General features: G+C 62.9%; 16 protein-coding genes and 2 pseudogenes. 10 read left to right on the forward strand and 8 right to left on the reverse strand.

From position 1 onward, the window contains the following. Positions 1-254: 254 nt before the first annotated feature. Complete coding sequence (locus ACX12F_RS22035) at positions 255-635, reverse strand: PLDc N-terminal domain-containing protein (RefSeq protein ID WP_459366460.1); 381 nt, start codon at positions 633-635, stop codon at positions 255-257. A 23-nt stretch (positions 636-658) separates the two neighbouring features. On the opposite strand from ACX12F_RS22035, the gene istA reads away from it, so the two are divergent. The 3 genes from istA to ACX12F_RS22050 all read left to right on the forward strand — a co-directional run bounded on the left by istA (position 659) and on the right by ACX12F_RS22050 (position 4,936). Next, entirely contained in the window at positions 659-1,876 is a 1,218-nt protein-coding gene (istA, locus tag ACX12F_RS22040) for an IS21 family transposase (protein WP_459370284.1), read from the forward strand. Then, positions 1,876-2,688, forward strand: coding sequence for an IS21-like element ISMyma9 family helper ATPase IstB (istB, locus tag ACX12F_RS22045; protein WP_459366461.1), 813 nt, complete (start codon positions 1,876-1,878; stop codon positions 2,686-2,688). The genes istA and istB overlap by 1 nt, the downstream gene beginning before the upstream one ends. A gap of 1,126 nt (positions 2,689-3,814) precedes the next feature. Next, entirely contained in the window at positions 3,815-4,936 is a 1,122-nt protein-coding gene (locus ACX12F_RS22050) for a T6SS phospholipase effector Tle1-like catalytic domain-containing protein (protein WP_459366462.1), read from the forward strand. A 256-nt stretch (positions 4,937-5,192) separates the two neighbouring features. Here ACX12F_RS22050 and ACX12F_RS22055 read toward each other — a convergent pair whose 3' ends face one another. The 3 genes from ACX12F_RS22055 to ACX12F_RS22065 all read right to left on the reverse strand — a co-directional run bounded on the left by ACX12F_RS22055 (position 5,193) and on the right by ACX12F_RS22065 (position 8,826). Further along, complete coding sequence (locus tag ACX12F_RS22055) at positions 5,193-6,434, reverse strand: IS256 family transposase (protein WP_459366463.1); 1,242 nt, start codon at positions 6,432-6,434, stop codon at positions 5,193-5,195. A gap of 365 nt (positions 6,435-6,799) precedes the next feature. Beyond that, positions 6,800-8,032, reverse strand: coding sequence for an IS110 family RNA-guided transposase (locus ACX12F_RS22060; RefSeq protein WP_459366464.1), 1,233 nt, complete (start codon positions 8,030-8,032; stop codon positions 6,800-6,802). Between the two features lie 62 nt (positions 8,033-8,094). Continuing rightward, positions 8,095-8,826, reverse strand: coding sequence for a cutinase family protein (locus tag ACX12F_RS22065; RefSeq protein WP_459370461.1), 732 nt, complete (start codon positions 8,824-8,826; stop codon positions 8,095-8,097). 266 nt (positions 8,827-9,092) lie between these two features. Here ACX12F_RS22065 and ACX12F_RS22070 point away from each other — a divergent pair, with 266 nt between their 5' ends. Then, positions 9,093-9,941 (forward strand): ABC transporter permease, encoded by an 849-nt coding sequence (locus ACX12F_RS22070; RefSeq protein WP_459366465.1) that lies wholly within the window; start codon positions 9,093-9,095, stop codon positions 9,939-9,941. A gap of 216 nt (positions 9,942-10,157) precedes the next feature. Here ACX12F_RS22070 and ACX12F_RS22075 read toward each other — a convergent pair whose 3' ends face one another. From ACX12F_RS22075 to ACX12F_RS22085, 3 genes are all read right to left on the reverse strand, one after another. After that, on the reverse strand, positions 10,158-11,018 hold the full coding sequence (locus ACX12F_RS22075) for a fumarylacetoacetate hydrolase family protein (RefSeq protein WP_459366466.1): 861 nt from the start codon (positions 11,016-11,018) through the stop codon (positions 10,158-10,160). Positions 11,019-11,105: 87 nt separating this feature from the next. Further along, on the reverse strand, positions 11,106-11,792 hold the full coding sequence (locus tag ACX12F_RS22080) for a VOC family protein (RefSeq protein ID WP_459366467.1): 687 nt from the start codon (positions 11,790-11,792) through the stop codon (positions 11,106-11,108). 5 nt (positions 11,793-11,797) lie between these two features. After that, entirely contained in the window at positions 11,798-12,649 is an 852-nt protein-coding gene (locus ACX12F_RS22085) for an alpha/beta hydrolase (RefSeq protein ID WP_459366468.1), read from the reverse strand. A 107-nt stretch (positions 12,650-12,756) separates the two neighbouring features. On the opposite strand from ACX12F_RS22085, the gene ACX12F_RS22090 reads away from it, so the two are divergent. The 6 genes and pseudogenes from ACX12F_RS22090 to ACX12F_RS22115 form a co-directional block, all read left to right on the forward strand. Continuing rightward, on the forward strand, positions 12,757-13,416 hold the full coding sequence (locus ACX12F_RS22090; protein WP_459366469.1) for a TetR/AcrR family transcriptional regulator: 660 nt from the start codon (positions 12,757-12,759) through the stop codon (positions 13,414-13,416). Next, on the forward strand, positions 13,409-14,053 hold the full coding sequence (locus ACX12F_RS22095) for a polysaccharide deacetylase family protein (RefSeq protein ID WP_459366470.1): 645 nt from the start codon (positions 13,409-13,411) through the stop codon (positions 14,051-14,053). Before ACX12F_RS22090 ends, ACX12F_RS22095 begins: the two co-directional genes overlap by 8 nt. Before the next feature lie 354 nt (positions 14,054-14,407). After that, positions 14,408-14,735 (forward strand): annotated as a pseudogene (locus ACX12F_RS22100) (hypothetical protein); the annotation flags it as partial. Next, positions 14,689-15,288: a hypothetical protein gene (locus ACX12F_RS22105; RefSeq protein WP_459370579.1), complete on the forward strand. Its 600-nt coding sequence runs from the start codon at positions 14,689-14,691 to the stop codon at positions 15,286-15,288. The pseudogene ACX12F_RS22100 and the gene ACX12F_RS22105, both read left to right, overlap by 47 nt. Positions 15,289-16,863: 1,575 nt before the next feature. Continuing rightward, positions 16,864-17,799, forward strand: coding sequence for a hypothetical protein (locus ACX12F_RS22110; protein ID WP_459366471.1), 936 nt, complete (start codon positions 16,864-16,866; stop codon positions 17,797-17,799). A 205-nt stretch (positions 17,800-18,004) separates the two neighbouring features. After that, positions 18,005-18,393, forward strand: a pseudogene (locus ACX12F_RS22115) (phosphate signaling complex PhoU family protein); the annotation flags it as partial. 3 nt (positions 18,394-18,396) lie between these two features. Here ACX12F_RS22115 and ACX12F_RS22120 read toward each other — a convergent pair. Then, positions 18,397-19,383 (reverse strand): AraC family transcriptional regulator, encoded by a 987-nt coding sequence (locus ACX12F_RS22120; RefSeq protein WP_459366472.1) that lies wholly within the window; start codon positions 19,381-19,383, stop codon positions 18,397-18,399. Positions 19,384-19,399 lie beyond the last annotated feature (16 nt).

Genomic DNA, 19,399 nt, shown 5'->3' on the forward strand with positions numbered 1-19,399 from the left:
TGACGATCCCACCTATCGGACTGACGTGTCAACCCCTAGTGGCAATCAGTCTCGAAAAAGTGGCCAGACCTGTCGACCGGCACCTAAAAGGCGTGCTGTCGCGGCAAGCGCAGACGCCCCGCATTTTGCTGGTTTCGCGCCTCGGTGCGAGTTGCCGCAGCCCCTGGCGGGGTTCTCACCGTTGGGGTGTCGGGTTCGCGTGGGCTCACACCCGGCACAGGCCCGCCGGCACAAACGGCGCCCGGCGAACACCCCTACGTGGTGGGCGCGGCGTCGTTGCCGGCATCACCTTGCGCGCGTTGCTCTCTGGCCGCTCGACGTTGTCGTTCGGCCCGCTCGCGGCAGCGCCGCAGGAATTCCTCGTCAGCTGCGGGATCCTCCGGGATGTACCGGCCCGGTTTGTCGTACTCAGGGAACCCGCGGGCAGGCAGATCACGATGGCGCGGTACAGCCGCGACGGGTCGTCCGGCGACAAACCATGCGATCGAGCCCGCCAACGGGAGCAGAAGCACGATCAAAATCCATAGCACGCGCGGCAATCCGCGCACCTCGTGTTCCTCGGAGGACGCGATATCGATTGTCAGTTCCGGTTGAAAAGTGAGCAGGTAGTTCCGGTCGAAAAGTGAGCACTTCACCTTTCGATTGGAGAGTGATCACTGTGGAGGATTGGGCGGAGATTCGCCGGCTGTATCGGTCGGAGAAACTGTCGCAAGCTGCGATCGCGCGGCGGCTGTCCTTGTCGCGAAACACCGTGGCCAGAGCGTTGCGGGCGGATGCACCACCGTGTTATGAGCGGGCGCCGGTGAAGACCTCGGCGTGGGCGCAGATCGAACCAGCGGTACGGGCCTTGCTCACCGAGTTTCCGCTGATGCCGACGACCGTGATCGCTGAGCGGGTCGGTTGGACGGGTGGGCATTCCTGGTTCGCAGAGAACGTGACCAGGATCCGCCCGGAGTACACCCCACCCGATCCCAGCGACCGGTTGGTGCATCTGCCCGGTGAGCAGGTGCAGTGCGATCTGTGGTTCCCCGGCCAGCTGGTCCCTGATCACGGCGGAGTAGCTCGGTCGTTTCCGGTGCTGGTGATGGTGGCCGCCTACTCGCGGTTCATCGCCGCGGTGATGATTCCGTCGCGAGTAACCGGGGATCTGCTGGCCGGGATGTGGCAGCTGATCGCCGAGAACATCGGTGGCGTTCCTCGGAGTCTGTTGTGGGACAACGAGTCCGGCATTGGTCAACGCCGCCGCCTCGCTCAAGGGGTGGCTGGGTTCTGCGGGGTGTTGGGAACCCGACTGATCCAAGCTCGGCCCTATGATCCCGAAACCAAAGGGGTGGTGGAACGCGCCAACGGCTACCTGGGTAGGTCATTTCTGCCCGGGCGCACCTTCGCCTCACCGGCCGATTTCAATGCTCAGTTGCACGGCTGGCTGGCCTCGTATGCCAACAGGCGCACCCACGCGGGCACCCGGATGATCCCCGCGGACGCACTCGTCGCCGACCGGGCGGCGATGGCCACGCTACCGCCGGTGGCCCCGGTGACCGGCACGACGGTGACCACGCGTCTGGGCCGCGACTACTACCTCAGCCTCGGTGGCAACTCGTACTCGATCCATCCGGAGGTGATCGGCCGCATGATCACCCTGCGGGCCAGCCTGGACCGAATCACCGGCCTGTGTGGCGATCGTGTGGTTGCTGATCATGAACGACTTTGGGGCACAGCAGGATTAGTGTCTGACCCCGAACACGTGGCCGCTGCGGCGGTGCTGCGCGAGCAGTTCCGTACCCGCCCGACCGCCGGCGCTCATCTCGATGTCAGCGTCGAGGTCGCTGACCTGAGTGCCTACGACGCGATCTTCGGGACTGGGGAGGTCGCCTGATGGCCACCAAGCGCACCCCGGCCCCAGGTGATGCCGACAAGCTCATCGCCCATCAAGCTCGCCTCCTCAAAGCTCCGCGGATCGCCGCGCACTATCACCGTCTCGCCGAGCAAGGCCGGGCGGCGAACTGGTCGTTGGAGGACTATCTGGGTGCGGTGTTGGCGGTGGAGTCCAATGCCCGCGCTGAATCCGGTGCACGCCAACGTATCCGGTATGCGGGTTTCCCTGCGATCAAGACGATCACTGATTTCGACTTCACCGCTCAACCCGCCGTCGATCGCGCTCAGATCGCCCGACTGGAAGGTGGGGGCTGGCTGGCCGAAGCCCGCAACATCGTGCTGCTCGGGCCGCCAGGCACCGGCAAAACCCATCTGGCGACCGCGCTGGCCATCGCCGCCGCCCACGCCGGGCACCGGGTCGCGTTCGCCCCGGCCACCGGCTGGATCACTCGCCTGGCCGAAGCCCACCGCATCGACCGACTCGATGCCGAACTGCGCAAGGTCTCCCGCTACGGGCTGATCGTCATCGACGAGGTCGGCTACATCCCGTTCGACACCGAGGCAGCCAACCTGTTCTTCCAGCTCGTCTCGACCCGATACGAGAAGTCGTCGATCATCTTGACCTCCAACCTGCCGTTCTCGCGGTGGGGACAGGTCTTCGGTGAAGCCACCATCGCCTCGGCGATGATCGATCGCATCGTCCACCATGCCGACGTCATCGCCCTCAAAGGCACCAGCTACCGCATCAAACACACCGCGATCGAGTCACTGCCCTCCGTAGAAGTCGATCGTCAGGCAGACTCAACCCCGTAAACCTGCTCACTTTTCGACCGGAGCAGGCTGCTCAGGATTCGACCGGAGCTGACAATCGATAATCGCCACGACCAGCACGATCAAATCGAGTAAACCGAAATAGAGCACCTTCTTGCCTCTCTGAAGAGTCGATCAGTGTGGAGATTCACGCAACTACCGGTGGCCGCGGCTTTCGCCAGTCGTGGAGATACAAGGCGATGCGTTCGTGTCTTGACCCGGACCAATCTGATTTCAGAACAACGCTTTTGACTGCCGCTACGATCTCGCCTCAGCCATCTTGCGTAGCGGCCCTTTCAGATCTCAAGTCAGGTGAACGGCGCCGGCCGGCCCTGGCGCCGGGTAGCGCGACCAGAGCGTCGCGCGTCGAATAGATTCGTTTGATCGGTCGGCTGCAGTCCTCGCGGCCTGCGGTGCGCCACACGAAAGCCGATGGCCGACAATGGTCGCGGCTGATATCCCGAAACCACGGTAGGTGCTCGCCGCCGCTACTCAAAGATGGCGGCAGCGCTCAATCCACCCAGGGATCATCGAAGTGGTATGACCGAGAATCCTGCGCACGCCGCTGGCCAGCAACTTCGACGCCTTGGTTGCGAATGGTAGCCATGACGGCGCACCTCAGCGTTCGTAAAATTCCGTGAAACATCTGGTCCCCCTTGCAAATACCTCGCCGCAAGCCCCCCGGCTTGTTCGGTACTTCAACTCACGTTCACGAGAATCGCACGGACCGACTGCGCCGTCAACTCTGACGATGGGTAGCTGATATCACTCTGATGAGGTTTTGAGCTAACGAGTGCTCCGTCCTGGAAATCGGGTCTGGAGGTACCTGGTGCACGCAGTTCGCCATCCAGAAGCGCTGAAAACAGCTGCGTTCAAGCCTATTTCACAGTAAGCATGCGACCGCGGTCATCATCGCTCTTCGACGCTGCTGCCAGGCACAGGCTGTTTTGCTGGATCGAGCAGAAACTGGTCTCGGGGTGATTATTGTTCCTTAGCGACGCCGATGAAAGGCTCGGATGTGAGTGCACAGGGTCCTCACCGCGCTGCCAGATCGTCCGACCACGCCCCCATGATCAGCCCCTTAACCAATCTCTGAACCTCGGTTTGGCCGCCAAGGAAGGAGCGCAGGATGTCCAAGCGAGTGGTGTTGTGCTGCGACGGCACGTGGAACACCCCCGATCAGCTCAGCGGCGGCACATCTACACCTACAAATGTCACCAAACTCGCGTTGGCCATCGCTCCCAGCGACCCGGCAGGCTGCGAACAGCGCATCTTCTACCATCGCGGCGTCGGGACCAGCCGGTTCGAACACATCCGCGGAGGCGCTTTCGGCTTTGGACTGGCCCGCAATGTCCGTGACACCTACCGCTTCCTCGTGGAGAACTACGACCCTGGCGACGAACTGTTCTTCTTCGGTTTCAGCCGCGGCGCGTTCACCGCCCGCAGCACCGCTGGGTTCGTACGCAATTGCGGAATCCTGCGCCGCGAGTACGCCGCCAAAATCGATGAGGCTTACGCTTTCTATCGCAGTCGCAGCAGCGCCACCCATCCACGCAGCGTCGAGGCAACCCTCTTCAGAAGCTCCTACTCACACGAACCATCCATCCGCTTCATCGGAGTCTGGGACACCGTCGGCGCACTCGGCATCCCGCTGAACGGGCTGCGCCTGGTCGACCTGTTCAACCGACGCTGGCAGTTCCACGACACCGCGCTGAGCACTAAGGTCGACGCCGCGTTCCAGGCGCTGGCGATCGACGAAAAACGCGGGCCCTTCCGGCCCACCATCTGGCAGCAGGCGCCGGACGCGCCGCCCGCCCAACGTGTCGAGCAGGTGTGGTTCGCCGGCGTGCACTGCGATATCGGCGGCGGCTACAACCCGCCCGGCCTCAGCGACATCACGCTGCCGTGGATGGTGCGGCGCGCACAGGAGTACGGCCTCCACTTCGAGCCTGAGGCCTTCGGTTATCGGGAGTGCGCGTACGCCCCAGCACCGGATCCGACGGCCACCATGACCGTCCGCACCTCGGTGCACCCGAACCCGCTGCAGCCACCAGAGAACTCACGCACTCGCTTCTACCGGCTGATCCCCCCGTACATCCGTCCGATCGGCGTCACTGATCCCGCCCGCGAATCCATCGCCTCCACTGCCATCGAACTACATGAGCGCAGGCCGGCCTACACACCACAGAACCTCGTCACTTACCTCGGCGGGCCACACAACACGGAAAAGCTCGACGAGCAGCTGGGGTAGTGAGGCTTTCGCCGCCGTTGCACTCAGCCGAGCAATGCCCCGATGGCGCTCTCCGGCAGATGAGCCCGTAATGCGCGAGGGTCTTCGAAGACCTCAACCGCTCCGGCAGCACGCAATTCATCGCTGCCCACGCCGCCACTCAGGACGCCGATGCACTGCACCGCCGCCCGCGCACATGCCTCCGCATCCCACACCGCATCCCCGTGCGGCGAACCGGGACTGTCAGATAAACGGTGGATCTGATCCTGGCATTTGGTTAGTTGCCAGTCGGAGTGATCCGGCCGTTAAAGGTGATCGCGAACGCGTTCAGTGCGGGCTTCCACCTCATCGCCCATCGTGCCTTACCGCGGCCGGTGGGGTCTAGGGATCGGGTCACCAGGTAGAGGCACTTGAGCGCGGCCTGTTCGGTCGGGAAGTGCCCGCGGGCCCGAATCGCCCGCCGGTAGCGGGCATTGAGGGATTCGACCGCATTCGTCGAGCAGATGACGCGACGAATCTCGACGTCGTAGTCCAGGAACGGCACAAACTCACTCCAGGCGTTCTCCCACAGCGCCGTGATTGCCGGATACTGCGCACCCCACTTGGCGGTGAACTCGACGAACCGTTCCTTGGCCGCAGCCTCGGTTGCCGCGGTGTAGACCGGCCGGATGTCCTTGGCGATCTGATCCCAGTACTTACGCGACGCGTAACGAAAGGTGTTGCGCAGCAGATGAATCACGCACGTCTGCACCACCGCGCGGGACCACACCGTGTTGATCGCCTCCGGCAGCCCTTTGAGGCCGTCACAGACCACCATGCACACATCGGCGGTGCCGCGGTTCTTGATCTCTGTGAGTACCGCCAACCAGAATTTTGCACCCTCACCGCCATCGCCGGCCCACAGGCCCAGGATGTCGCGCTCACCGGTGCAGGTGACCCCGATCGCGACGTAGATGGGCCGGTTGGTGACCTGACCATCGCGGACCTTGACGAAGATCGCATCGATGAACACCACCGGATACACCGACTCCAGCGGCCGGTTGCACCACTCGGTCATCTCGCCGACCACCTTGTCGGTGATCCGCGAGATGGTGTCCTTGGATACCGTGGCTCCGTAGACGTCGGCGAAGTGGGCGGCAATCTCCCCAGTGGTCAATCCCTTTGCCGTCAGCGACAATACGATTTCATCGATCCCCGTCAGGCGCCGTTGACGTTTCTTCACGATCTGCGGCTCGAACGAGCTGTTGGTGTCCCGCGGCACGTCGATCTCGACCGGGCCGATCTCGGTGAACACCGTTTTGGTCCGGGTGCCGTTGCGGGAATTACCGCTGCCGCGGCCAGCCGGGTCATGCTTGTCATAGCCCAGGTGCTCGGCCATCTCGGCATCCAGTGCCGTTTCCAGCACGTTCTTGGTCAACTGGTTCAGCAGCCCATTCGGGCCGACCAGCTCGACGCCTTGTTCCTTCGCTTGTGCGAGCAGCTGCTCCGCTAGCTGCCGTTGATCCAGGTCAATCGCCATAGATTCGAGTGTTTCTGACATCGTCAGTCCTTCCCGCCAAGCTCACGCTCGGCGTGTCAGACCAAGATCAGATCCACCGTTGTTCGGACAGTCCCGGCGAACCGCGCCGCGCCGGGAAAGGCGGTTGACTAGCTTTCGCGGTGGCAGTCAAGGGGTGGGCGTGGGCGTTGTTGATCGGCCGGGCGGGCGCTCGGCTTTTGGCGCGATGAACGGTGTGTCGGCGGTGGTGGTCGGTGGGCCGTCGTGTTCCGGCAGGCTGATTAGTCGCCGTGAGCGGCAGGCTTTCGTGTGCGCCGTGATGGCGGCCCAGGGCGAGCGGGCGGCAAGCTAGGTTGCGCCGTCGAGCGGCATAGCCGGAATAGCCGTCACCGCTCGCTGCTGAGCCTTCCTTGACGATAGCGCTGTTCATCGAAGGGTTGTTGGGTTCGAAGTAGCCGGTATGCCAGGCGGCATGCATGGCGTGCGAGCGCGACGCGGGCCTGGATCGGGGCCATGCCGCGGGCTCGGAGTTCGGCGTCGCGTTCGGTGAACGACGGCGAAAATTGTGACAGGCCCCAGGCGATGCCCATCAGGGCATCGCGGTGTTCGGCCAGTCCTTGTCGAGAGATTCGGCCGCGTCGGTGCAGGGTGGCTGACTGGTAGAGAGCCGGCGCCAAACCCGTTGCCGAGTAAAGATGTTCGGCATCGGGGAACCTGTCGATCGGCAAGCTGTGTGCGGCGAACGCCGCGGCGCGAATCGAGGCGACGCCGGGAAGTGTGGTCAGGATCTGACCGTCAGTTTCGGAAAGCAAGGCCCCGATTTCCAGGTCGATGGCATCAATGTCTTCGCGCAGACGGCGATAACGGTCCACGTCACGGCCCAGTCGAAGGGCACGTTGTTCGGCGTCGGGTGGCGGAGGCAGACACTGACGCCACCGAGTCACCCAGTACTGCGCGGTGCTGGTCGTCAATCGCCCCGGAGCCCGGCGCATCAGCGACCGGCGCTGCGGTGGCCGTCCCGCGAACGCCGCAGCACAGGCCAGCACGGCAAGGCCGGTGGGTGTTTCTATGGCCAGGGATCGTCCATGACCGGCCGGCGCGGACAATCCTGGGCATAGTGCGTTGAGCTGATCATGCAGCCGTTGTTGAGCGACTTTGCGGTCAGCGACCAATCCTCGGCGGTGACGCACCGCGGCGCGCAGCGCCTCCACCGACGCGAGCTGACCGCAGCGTCGACCACCGCCTTGGCGAGCCATGTACGTCAAGGCCGCACAGTCTCGATCGTCAGTCTTGAACCTGCCCGAACCCAATTGCGTCCGTGCTGATTTCGTCTCGGACGGAGCGAACAGCCGCACCGAGCCTGGATGGCGACGTTCCAGTTCGACGACCCACGAGTGGTGCAGGCTTCCGGTCGCTTCAATCGCGATCACCGGACAGTCTGGGCCGTGTTTGTTCAGCTCCAACTCCAGCGCAGCGATGCCCTCTCGCGAGACCGGCAACGACCTCGGATCCACGAGCAGGCCGGATCCATTACTGATCCATACCCGATTGAACGCCTTGCCCGGATCTACCGCGACGATCACCGTCGACGGATCAAGCGCAACCTCCAACACCGACATGAGCAGCCTCCTCCGAACCGGAACCTCCTCCGAGGATCCGCTCAGTGACTACTCATGGCCTATCAGCTGAGCCCAGAGGACTGGACGGCCGGCTGGGCCGGCTTCGCGGTTCCGCCGAGCCGGCTCACCACGTAGTCGGCGGCGCGGTCAGTCAGCCCGCGCGCCGGGTACGCACCGTGGGCGCCCTGGTCGCTGCCGGTCGGCGAGCACACCGGGTCCTCGGGGATGCACACGTCGTCGGTCTTGCCGATGTAGCGCGGGCCCACGGTAATGGGCGGCGCACCCGTAAAGATCATCTGCAGGAATCCGCTGGACGGTTTCCCGAACAGGACGACGGAAGCCACGTGGTCGGCCGCCGAAGGCGGCATCGGGCCGGTCAGGCCCGGCGGCAAAGCGAAGCCCTGCGGCACGTGATCCTCGGTGATGTACGCGGCCACTGCTGCCCCTTGCGAGTAGCCGCCGAGTACGACCTTGGTGTTCGGGCACGAGTTCGCTGTGGCCATGACCTTGTTTTTCGCGTCGATCACGCCATCGGCGGCGGTCGCGAAGTCAAGGGACGCAGGGTAATCGACGGCGTAGACGTCCACCGACTTTCCAGGCGTCTTGGCACGGAGCGAGTCGACGAACGCCTGCCCGACGCCCCCGACACCTGCGGGCTCGAAAGTGCCTCGGGCAAACACCACCTGCACGTCCGGACACGCCTCCGCCGCGGCGGGCCCGGCCGTTGCTACACCACCTGCCGTGACCGACACCGCCGCGACGACAGTCATCAACAATCGATCAGTACGAATCATCTGGACGCGCCCCCAACTCGACACCAAAGCGGCGGCGACGATGCCCCCGCAATCATCCATCCATCTCATGTTTACCCCATTCGAATCAGTCGAAACACCGACCGTCCAGTGATCCACACCACCTACCGAGCTCGCGCAGCGAAATCGGCTGCCTCGAAGCGAAACTCACTGCCAGTCTGGACGGGGATTCGCCCTGTACTTTTTGATGCGGTGCAATGTCCGGCTCCAATACCGCACCGGGCGCGACGGCCATGGAAACTCGACACATGCGCGGCGCCGAACCTCTGCTGACTCCTATGCTCATCATCGTTTGTGCGGTGATGGCCCTCGCAGCCGCCGCGGTCAACCGCTTCGTGCTCAACGGATCTATATGGGAAGCGCCGAGCGCCGCCGTGCGTGCGGCACTTCAGCTCGCGGCGGTGTCGACTGTGCTCGCAGTCGCCCTCCAGCGGATGTGGTCGTCGATGTTGGTTCTTTTGGTGATGTTCATGGTGGCCTCGATTACTGCCGCTCGTCGCAGTCAGGCACGTCACGGTGCCCGGTGGCTGCCCGTCGCCTTGGCCGCCGGCATGGTCATGGTGATCCCGCTACTGACGCTCAGCGGTGTCGTGCCGTTCACCGGTATCGCCGTGGTGCCGGTGTTCGGCATCGTCCTGGGCGGAACGATGACCGCATCTGCAGTGGCGGCGCGGCGTGCCCTCGATGCGCTGACCCAGCGCGCCGGTGAGGTTGAGGCGGCTCTTGGACTTGGTCTGTCGGAACGCTTCTCGCGGATGCTAGTCATCGAGCGACCCCTGTCGGACGCCCTCCTGCCCAACCTCGACCAAACCCGCACCGCCGGACTTGTCACGCTTCCCGGGGCATTCGTCGGCGTGCTGCTGGCCACCGGCTCGGCCGCGCAGGCGGCGGCGGTCCAAGTCCTGGTCCTCGTCTCACTCTTGCTCGCGCAGGTCTGCGGCGTTGCGGTCGTCGGGGAACTCGTGGCGCGAGGCAAGATCACGCGGCCGAACGGTGCCATCGCGCCGCCGAGCGATGCCAGTCCCATGTTCGGCTTTGCCCGGAGATTCTTGGTCTCGAACGGCAGGTGGCCGCGACGCCCGAGAACGGGGGCATAGTTGGCAGCCGGCAAAACTTTCACGTCAACGTCGCATCGTCACAGGGCGTCAGGAAAAGCGGTGAAAACGCCAGCCTGCCTCGGAGGTTTCGAGACGGGCTGGCTGATGCCTTGCGTTCAGGAGATTCGACCGCCTGCCGCGGCGAGAACAATCGCCAGCGCCGCGGCCAGGATCATGGTGATGGCGGGCATGGGCGAAATTCCCTGCCTCTCGGCGTTATTGGGCTATCACGGGGTTGCGGAGCTGGCCGAGTCCCTCGATGGTCGAGACCAGTAAGTTCCCGGGCTTGAGATAGCGCGCCGGGATTCGCGAGTACCCCACACCGGCAGGAGTGCCGGTGAAAATGAGGTCACCGGAGCGCAGTTCGCAGAACGTAGACAGGTGGCTGATCAAGGTGGCGACGTCGAAGATCATCTCCGAAGTTCGCGCGGATTGAACTGTGTCGCCATCCACGGTCGCGCTGATCGCCAGGTCATCAGGGTTGGCGAGCTCATCTGGGGTCGTGATCCAGGGACCAATCGGCGTGAACGAAGCGTGGCTCTTGGCAAGGCTGAATTGTGGTGGATTTCCGGTCATCTGGGCCTCCCGGTTGGAAATATCTTGGCCGACGCAGAATCCGGCGATGTGGTCCGCCGCTTGTTCACGGGCGATGTTGCGTCCCGGCGTGCCGATGACGACGACCATCTCGACTTCCCAATCGCAGGTCTCCGTGGGCAGTGGGACAGCATCCGCCGGCCCGGTGATCGACGAGGGAAATTTGGTGAACACCAGTGGGACGTCGGGGATGCTGAGGCCGGTCTCCTCGCCGTGTTCGGCATAGTTCAGCCCGATCGCGAAGATCTGGCTGGGGTTGCTCACGGGCGGTCCAAGCGGAGTGAGATCTTTCGTGAGGCTGGCGATCGTGTATGTGAGATCGGGCGTTGGTTGCGTTTTCCGATACCAATCACGAATGTCGGCAAGTTGTCCGATTGCCTCGTCAGAGTTGCTGGCGAAGAGCCCGTTGGAGCTACGGGCGAGATCGACGGTGCCGGCGTGGGTGATCAGTGTGGCTCGGCCGTTCAGGTTAGCGAGCTTCATGGCGTAAGTCCTTTGGTGTCAGTGCTGTTGACGGAGATGAGCCCGGCCACCGAACGTGATCGGCATTGGGCCCAATGGGGTTGGCAGTTAGTCGAGGCGAACTGGCGGATCGGTTTGACTCACCAGCTGCCATACCATCTCGTCGGGCATCGCGATGATCTGCTCGTAGACCTCCGCGGGGTAATGCAGGTGGGGTTTGGATCGATCATTTCCCGGCTGGGGTACCGGAACAGCAGTCGTAACGAAAGGCTCTGGTTTGCGGTACTTTTCGAGCTCCTCGGCGTTAATGCCGTTGATAGCGACAATTTCCGGGTCGATCCAAGCGCGGTCATCGATCGCCTCACCGGTCGTCAATTCCAGCGTGATGCCCTCGGGACCGGCGAAGTAGATCGATTGACAGAATCCGTGATCGACGGGACCGATCACGACGATGCCCCGACTGCGGATGCGATCACGCAGCGCGAGTAGCTCGTCAAAACTGGCGGCGTGCAGCGAGACATGTTGCATCGCACCGGCTGCCACCGGGTTGGTGGCATTCCCGGCATGCGTTACGCCGTAGTCCCGGGTGTCTGGGTTTTCGGGGTGATAGACGAACGCGATGTAAGACTCTGGGTTCAGTTCGACGAACCCGTGCCATGCCCCTTCCGCGCCGTGCATGCGGTAGAGCGCCTTGAGTGGGCAGCCCAAAACATCGGTGAAGAAGGCAATCTGGGCTTTGATGTCGCGAGTGGAGATGGCGAGGTGGTTCACCCCGCGGGGGTGGATGGCAGTCATGACGCTTACTTTCCGTCGGTCGTCGGTGCGGTTGTGTTCGACAGCTGCTTGTGACACCAGGTGCGCACGACCTGGCTGTAGTCGGCGGTATGGAACAGCATCAGCTGGTGTACGCCGTTCGGGTGCACGTGGAATTCCACCGGTCCTCCTGTGGCGTCGACGACCAACTTGGCCAATGTCGGGGTGAAGATGGGGTCCTTTTCTCCGACCGCGAAGAGGATTGGTTTGGTGTTGTCCGCCAACGCAATAGCTGGGTCGTACCGCATGAGCGAACCCATCGCCTTGAAGTCGTAGGTCCAGGTGTTGAGTGGGTCGCGGTGCTTCTGCTTGCCTGCCCCACGGAAGCCGTAGTCCTCGTCGAAGTCGATGAATCGGTCGATGTTGAACTCGAGCACATGGCCGTACAGGGCGAGCAACTGCTCGTACGCCTCAGTGCGGAAGGGGTTATCTGACGGGATCAGCGGTGAGGATGGAATCCCGTATCCCATCAAGATCGCACCCGCGATCTGTTCCGATGCGGCGTACGCGCAGTAGGCAGCGGCGGCGCCGAGCGACGATCCCTTGATGAATACGGGCAAGCCCGTCGTTTCCGCGATGTGGTCGGCCATCTCCAGCGCGGCGGTAACCCATTCGTCGATGGTGAAATCACCCGCGCGTCGGCTCGCGCACGAACGGCCATGGCCGGGTGCGTCCATGGACCAGACGTCAGCGCCGAGGCCCGCGTAATGCGCAGCAAAGTTGTCGTAGATGCCGCCGTGCCCACCCATGCCGTGCTGGATGAGCAGGGCATGGTCGGTATCGGGGCTGGTGAACCGGTAGGCGAACGTTTCGCCAACCATGTGTTCTTCCCGTTTCATGACGAATCTCCTGGGGTCGACGTAGGGCCAATGGACACCTTTAAATTGACGATCATCAATTAATCATAAAAGTTGATGGCCGTCAACATATTCGGTAGATTTACGGCATGACATCCGGAAAACGTCGTGGTCGTCCGCCGGCAAGTGAGTCGCCCGCCTCGGTCGACGACATCCTGGCGGCATCACTGCGGGTGTTCTCCGAACGCGGATTCGACGGGACCTCGATCGCGGCGGTGAACCGGGAGCTCGGCGTCAGCCACAACCTCATCCACCAGCGGTTCGGTTCGAAGGAGGACCTGTGGTTTGCCACGGTGGATTGGGCCTTCGGCCAGGTTGAACGCGGCATGGCCGATATCGATCCCGACCCGGACAGTGACCTTTTGGGCGCGACACGGAGCACCATCGTTCGGTTCCTCGAACTTCACGCCGAGCACCCCGAGATACTGCGACTGGTCACCGTCGAGGGCGCGGTACCCAGTGCGCGGTTGACCTACCTCTGGGATGCGCACATCGGCCCATCGATCATGCGGGTCCTGTCCCCATTGAAGGTGCTGGTCGACGCAGGCGTCCTATCGGACGCGAACGTCCGCAGCCTGCATTTTCTGGTCGCGCACGGAGCGACCGCGCCCTTCAGCTTGGTGCCGTTGGCCGAGCAGATGGTGCCGGACGATCCGCGTAGCGCGGCTGCCGTTCGCGAACATGCCGAGTTCGTCGCCGATCTCGTCGTCGCTGGACTCAAAGCGCGCGGAGTCGACCGCAGTGGGTAGCACCAAAGTCACATTGAGCTTCGACAACGGGCCGAGTGAAGTAACGCCGACGGTTCTTGACATCTTGCGTCAACGCTCGATTCATTCGACGTTTTTCGTTGTCGGAGAACAACTATTGGCGCCCGGTTCGATGTCGATGATCGAGCGGGCGGCCAGTGAAGGACATTGGATCGGTAACCACACCATGACCCACTCGACGCAGTTCGGGGATGACGACGACCCGCGATTACCCGAGCGGGAGATCGGCGCCGCACAAGATCTGATCGAACCATTCGCCCACCCACGCAAGTTGTTTCGGCCCTACGGAGGTGACGGCATCCTCGATGAACGCCTGCTGAGTCCGGCCGCGGTCGACTACATCGAGGCAAACGGATTCACCTGCGTGCTGTGGAACTGCGTCCCGCACGATTGGGACGAACCTGTCCACTGGGTCGAGCGCTGCGTGCGCGACGTGCTCAACCGCCCGTGGAGCCTGGTCGTGATACACGACCTCCCCACCGGGGCCATGGACCACCTACCGACCTTGCTCGATCGGCTGGATTCTCTGGGCATCGAGATCGTTCAATCTTTTCCGCCTGACTGCGTCCCCATCCAATCAGGCCGACGAACGGGATCCCTGACCGGACTCGGGGTCTGATCCGCTGCGTGAGTGCATCTTTCGTCGACAGCGCGACCGGCTGGATCAAAGAACGACTCGCCAATGCCTGGGGCGTGCGTCGCCAGGGTGTTCCCACTCAGGCCCTGCCCGACGCACTTACCTAGTCGGGAACAGTAATATTAGGCCAAAATCAACCCCAACCCCCACTGTAGGTTGCAAAACTCCCTGTCATATCGCGGTGTCCTGACCTGCGAATCCGTGCTGTTCCATCAGGTATAGCGGACAGAGTTTCGCATTCTGGATGGCGAATCCTAGAACGGAACGACCGAGCGAGCTTGTGGCCAGCGTGGCATGCGTCGATACGGGCCAGAAATGTCGGATCGAGTAGCCGCTTGGGTGCATCTGCGCACCAAAGAACCCGATCGAGTCGAACTTCGCCACGCTGTGGCTGCGCACCAAGGGGGCCAGGTTTCCGCGCGGCTGGTATTGCCATGGCCTAGAAGCTCATTGACGCCGCACAAGCCCGCTGGCGGGCGGTGAACGCACCGCACCTGGTCGCCCTGGTCCGGGACTGGAGCGGTGTTCCACAGTTGGCAAGCTGCTCGAACGGCCCGTCGACATCACCCCACCCGAACCGGCCACCGACGCACTCGCTGCGACAGGATTGAGGTCGCGTGAAAAACATCAATCCACAGATATTGACAATTACTCTGATCGTTGACGGGAGGGCCACTGTGGCGATCATCTACAAGATTCACTACGACAACGTTGGCAAGGCCTACATCGGCTCTTCAGTGCCAGCCGATCCTAACTACTGGGGCAGCATGTCCCCGATGGGGCTGGCCCGCATGCAGGAGGACCACGCTCGTGCCGGCTTGCCCATCGTGCGGCGGCGCGAGATTCTGTGGGAAGGCGAACGTGACGACACCCTGACGAAGCGTGAGTACGCGCTCATCACGGCGCATCGTACGAACATTCCCGCTTACGGCTACAACTTGATGCCGATGTTGGAGGGGGTGAACATCCCAAAGAAGATCATCTGGGATCCGCCGAATGGGGGCGAAATCCAACGGTCGACGAATTGGCCCCACGGTGTATACACCATTCACCTGCGCGGCGAGCGTCCGTACTGGTCGACGTTCACGGACCTGGACGGCGACGTCGTCGAGCTGTATCGCGGCAAGTCAAGAGACAACGCGTGGCATCGCTATATCGCCCACAAGAACGAGACGGCCGAGCAAGCGGCAACGGAGCCCGGCGAAATCTCGAGTTGAGCCGGGCCGCCGAATGCTGGTGTAATTCTCCTCTTGCCATCGGGCGTTACACCTGTCGTATGCCCACAGTTCGACCGCGCCACCCGATCACCGAGACCGACGAGATCGCTCACGCGCTCGACGCTGCTTGCCGCGCCTGGCCCGAACTGGCGGATAACCGACCGCACCACTGCTGATCCTCGCCGGCGAGCGGAGCATCGACGACCGACTGGCGCGCCGGCGCCGCGACATCGAATCCGCGGCGGGATCATCGGCCGGTTCCGCCCTTGGCTACTTGGGCGACCCGCGAGAGGGTTGGCCGGATTGAATCTGGCCAGCGCTCTGTAACAGAGTGATTCGGCAATATGTCTAGATGCCTTGCGCTATCTAGATGCCTTGCGCTTTCAAGTGCGGACTTGCCGCCACAGAAAGCATCAAAAAATTGACACGGGCGCGTGTGACCAGGGCTCTGCCAATGAGCTAAGCCCGCGTGAGCGAGAATCTGTCGAGCGGCCGCGGCGACCACGTGGACCTCAGCGGGAAGGCCGCAGGTTCAAATCCTGTCATCTTGGGTGGAGCAACCACGCGGACAAGTTTGTCGATGCGCCGCGGCGGTAGAAGATTATCGATGAACCGAAGTGATGACAAACCGTGCCTACCAGGGGTTCTGTCTGGCGCATAGGTGCCGATTTCCCGCATAGGTACCGACCTCCCGAAGCAGCTGCGCCCCAGCTGGTTGCGCGGCCGCGTGCAGATGGCATGTGACGCTGTGAGCGAACGGGCCCCGGCGTGGGGCGTCGGATCAGGGCCCGATTGTTAGCGTTATAAACGTGCGGAGAAAAAGCAGAGGTCCGCAGCTGGAACTGCGGACCTCGTAAGCCCTCCGAGCACCCACTGGAAAGGAAGGTGACGCCATGTTACCGGAAAATCAGAAGCACCGTAACAACTCTCACCACCATGCTGGCGGGATCCCAGCCGGGCCGAGCCGTCAACGACGACGAAAAGGGCTGATGGCGAGCAGCGGCGTGGCCATTGGACTAATCACTATCCTCTTGGGAGGCAGTAGCGCCGGAAATACGCGTCCTAGCCCTCGTATGAACGGCGTCGGCGTATGCATCTTGGCTGTTCACTGCTACGAGCCGGCCGCGGCATCGCTGGGGGAAGCTGGGACTTAATCGCTCTATCCCCACGTCTGAGCAGATATCGGCCCGCTCCATTTTCTCCTTGGGGCGGGCCGAGCTTTGCTGGAAGCTGGACGGCACACTTACTGTCGGTAGTGCCCTGGACGTAACCCATTGCGCTGACCGGTCCGCGACGCGACGACTTCCCCAAGGACTTGGTCGGCGACTTGGTGCAGACCGAGTCAATTGGGGATTGAAACCACCACTGCTGCTGAAGCTCTCACCTAGCTCGCACGAGCTGGCGCGTGGGGCAGTCGTCCGTACGGTGTTCGTCCCTGCAGCAATGACCTTGCTAGGCGAACGGATGTGGTGGCCCACTCGTGTCTCGTTGCCGGGAAGTAAGTCGTGAAGACGAGCCTGTTCGGGTCCGCCGTATGCGCAGAGATTGCAGGCGATCTGAGGGATACTGCGCCAGATGACGACCTGCCCGACGGTATCCCTTGTCGCTGTGTTCATTGCGTTGTTTGTCCTGGCTCGCCATGTCTCTCAGGCGAAACGACGTTCCGCCGGCTGGACGAGTTACCTGGGCGCACCAGCTTTCGCCTCGATCAGCGCGATCATCTTCGCCGGTGTAGCGATCCTCGCTGCCCGCAACGACACGTCGCCGTCTCCGTGGGGCGTGCTGGCGTTGTTCGTAGCGCTGTGCGCCGTCTATTTATTCATGACGAGCGGCCCGAGGGAGCGGGAAAACGACGCCATCAAGACCAACAACCCCGAACAAACATCCGAGCGCTCACCGGTTCCTTCCTGGATACTCCTGGGCACTGACGTCGATGTCCCAGGTGTCTTGGGCAGGACCCACTCAGACCGAGGACTTCAGCCCGATTTCGATATGCCGATGTCTCTCACCTGGCCCGCAGGGAAAGTCTATGAACAGCTTGTCGCCGCGGTCGCCGCAGCCGAGTTCGACCGTAAAAAGGCCCTCGAAGGCCGCGGCACGATAGTCGTCACGACCAGCACATCCCTGCTAACGCTGATCTTCGGACTGACTGCTGTAGTCACCGGAAGTGATCACATGTTCAAAAATCGTTGCGCAGTGGAACTTTTGATTGCATCCCTGTCGGCGTTCCTGGTGTCGGCCGTGATAGCGATCTTCATCGCCGCGCAAACGACGACCTACAAGCTCCCCGCATTAGACACAATCATGAACCTCACCGGGGATGACTGCTGGCATGCACCCGAAGACGATGCGCGCCGTATGTGGGTCGACCGGCAGGCCCACACCATCAAGTCGCTCCGTGAAGGAAACAACCGCAAGGCGGAAGCCTTGACCTGGAGTTTGGGGGCGCAAGTATTGGCCATCGCACTGCTCTCTGCGTCTGTCGCCATCGACCTGCGAACCTGGCTATAGCCCTGATTTCCGGCTGCCGCAGTCTGGCATCAAACATATTGTGCACGTAGCAAATTTGACGTAAGAAATCCGGGCGGCGCTGTAGGTTGCAGTTCTCGATGGCGGACGTAGACGTCCCCACCTGGGCTTTTATGCGGGTTGCATCGGGCTTGGCGGACGCGTTTTTGCATTTCAAATGGCGGATCCGAGAACCGTACGGTCGTACGTTGCGGATATCGAACGGATGGGCGCCCTGGCCCTGCACGTGGCCAAGGTCGCGCGCCGGCGCCATCCGGCTTCCGCCGTCCCTACTGATGTCAGCGGCTACCTCGCAGCGATGGGACGCGCATCGCCGGACAGCTTGGCGAAGACACCAAAGACGGTGTGCTGTCACAGAATCCAGCCAAGGCGCGACAACTCGAAGACGACGACAGTGCCATGGACGACATCCACCGCCACCTATTCGCCATCGTCACCGCACACCGCTGGACCCACGGCACCGCTACTGCCGTCGATGTCACCCTGCTCAGTCGGTACCACGAATGTTTCGCCGATCACGCCGTCGACATCGGCCGACGCGTCATCTACCAAATGACCGGTACATCGAGCACCTAGATCTCATCTCAGGGGCTCGACGGCGTGTTGCTTGCGCCAGGCGATCGGCGGTACGCCGTGATGGCGCCGGAACGCCGCGACGAACGAGTAGGGCGAACCGTAACCCACCCGACTCGCGATGCCGGAGAGTCCGAAGTCTGTGCTACGCAACAAGTCTCGGGCCAGCGACATGCGGTGCTCGGTCAAGTACTGCAGCGGTGGCTGGCCAAGTACCTCACCGAAGGTCCGCGCGAACGCCGCCCGGGACAGTCCTGATACCGCTGCCAGCTCGTCGACCGACCAGTCCCGGCCGGGCTCGTCGTGCATCGCCTGCAACGCGTCGCGCAGCCGCGGATCGGCCGCCGCCCGGTACCACCGCGGCGCCGTGGGACTGTTCCGGAAGTCGGTGCGCAGGGCCAACACCAGCAGTACGTCGAGGAGACGGTCCAACACTGTCTGCTGTCCGGCTTCGACCACCGCGAGCTCCCGGGACAGCAGACTGATGATTTCCCGAAGCGGATCGTCGTCGGCCGAGGAGAGTGTTAGCACCGGTGGGAGCGCATCGACCACTCCGCCCGTGACATCGCCGGCGAACCGGTACGCGCCGCACAGGAACACCGTGGAATCGTGCTCCGGGGCGGTCAGCTGCGGCAGCTGGCGACGGAACTCATCCGGGTCCAGACACGGAGCACCGGGCTCGTGCGCGAGGTGATGAGGCACCCCGCCGCGGACCAGGGTGATCTCGCCGGGGATCAGTTCGATCGCCTCGCTGACGTCCTCACGCCACAACCACGCGCGGCCGCGGGTCACCGCGTGCACCGCCAACTCGACCGAACCGCCGAGCAGAAGTCCCCATGGCGGTGTCACAACTGTGCGGGCGAACACCGCGCCCGTCGCTCGCGCGCGCATCAGATGGTCGTACAGCAGGTCCACACGGTCCAGAGTGCGCGAGACGCTCCACGCCGGCAAGCAGGTGAGACGCTCGCGCAACGAATCGAGCTTCCCGCGCATTGAAACGCCTTCGCTC

The organism is Mycolicibacterium sp. HS_4_1, assembly GCF_054515875.1.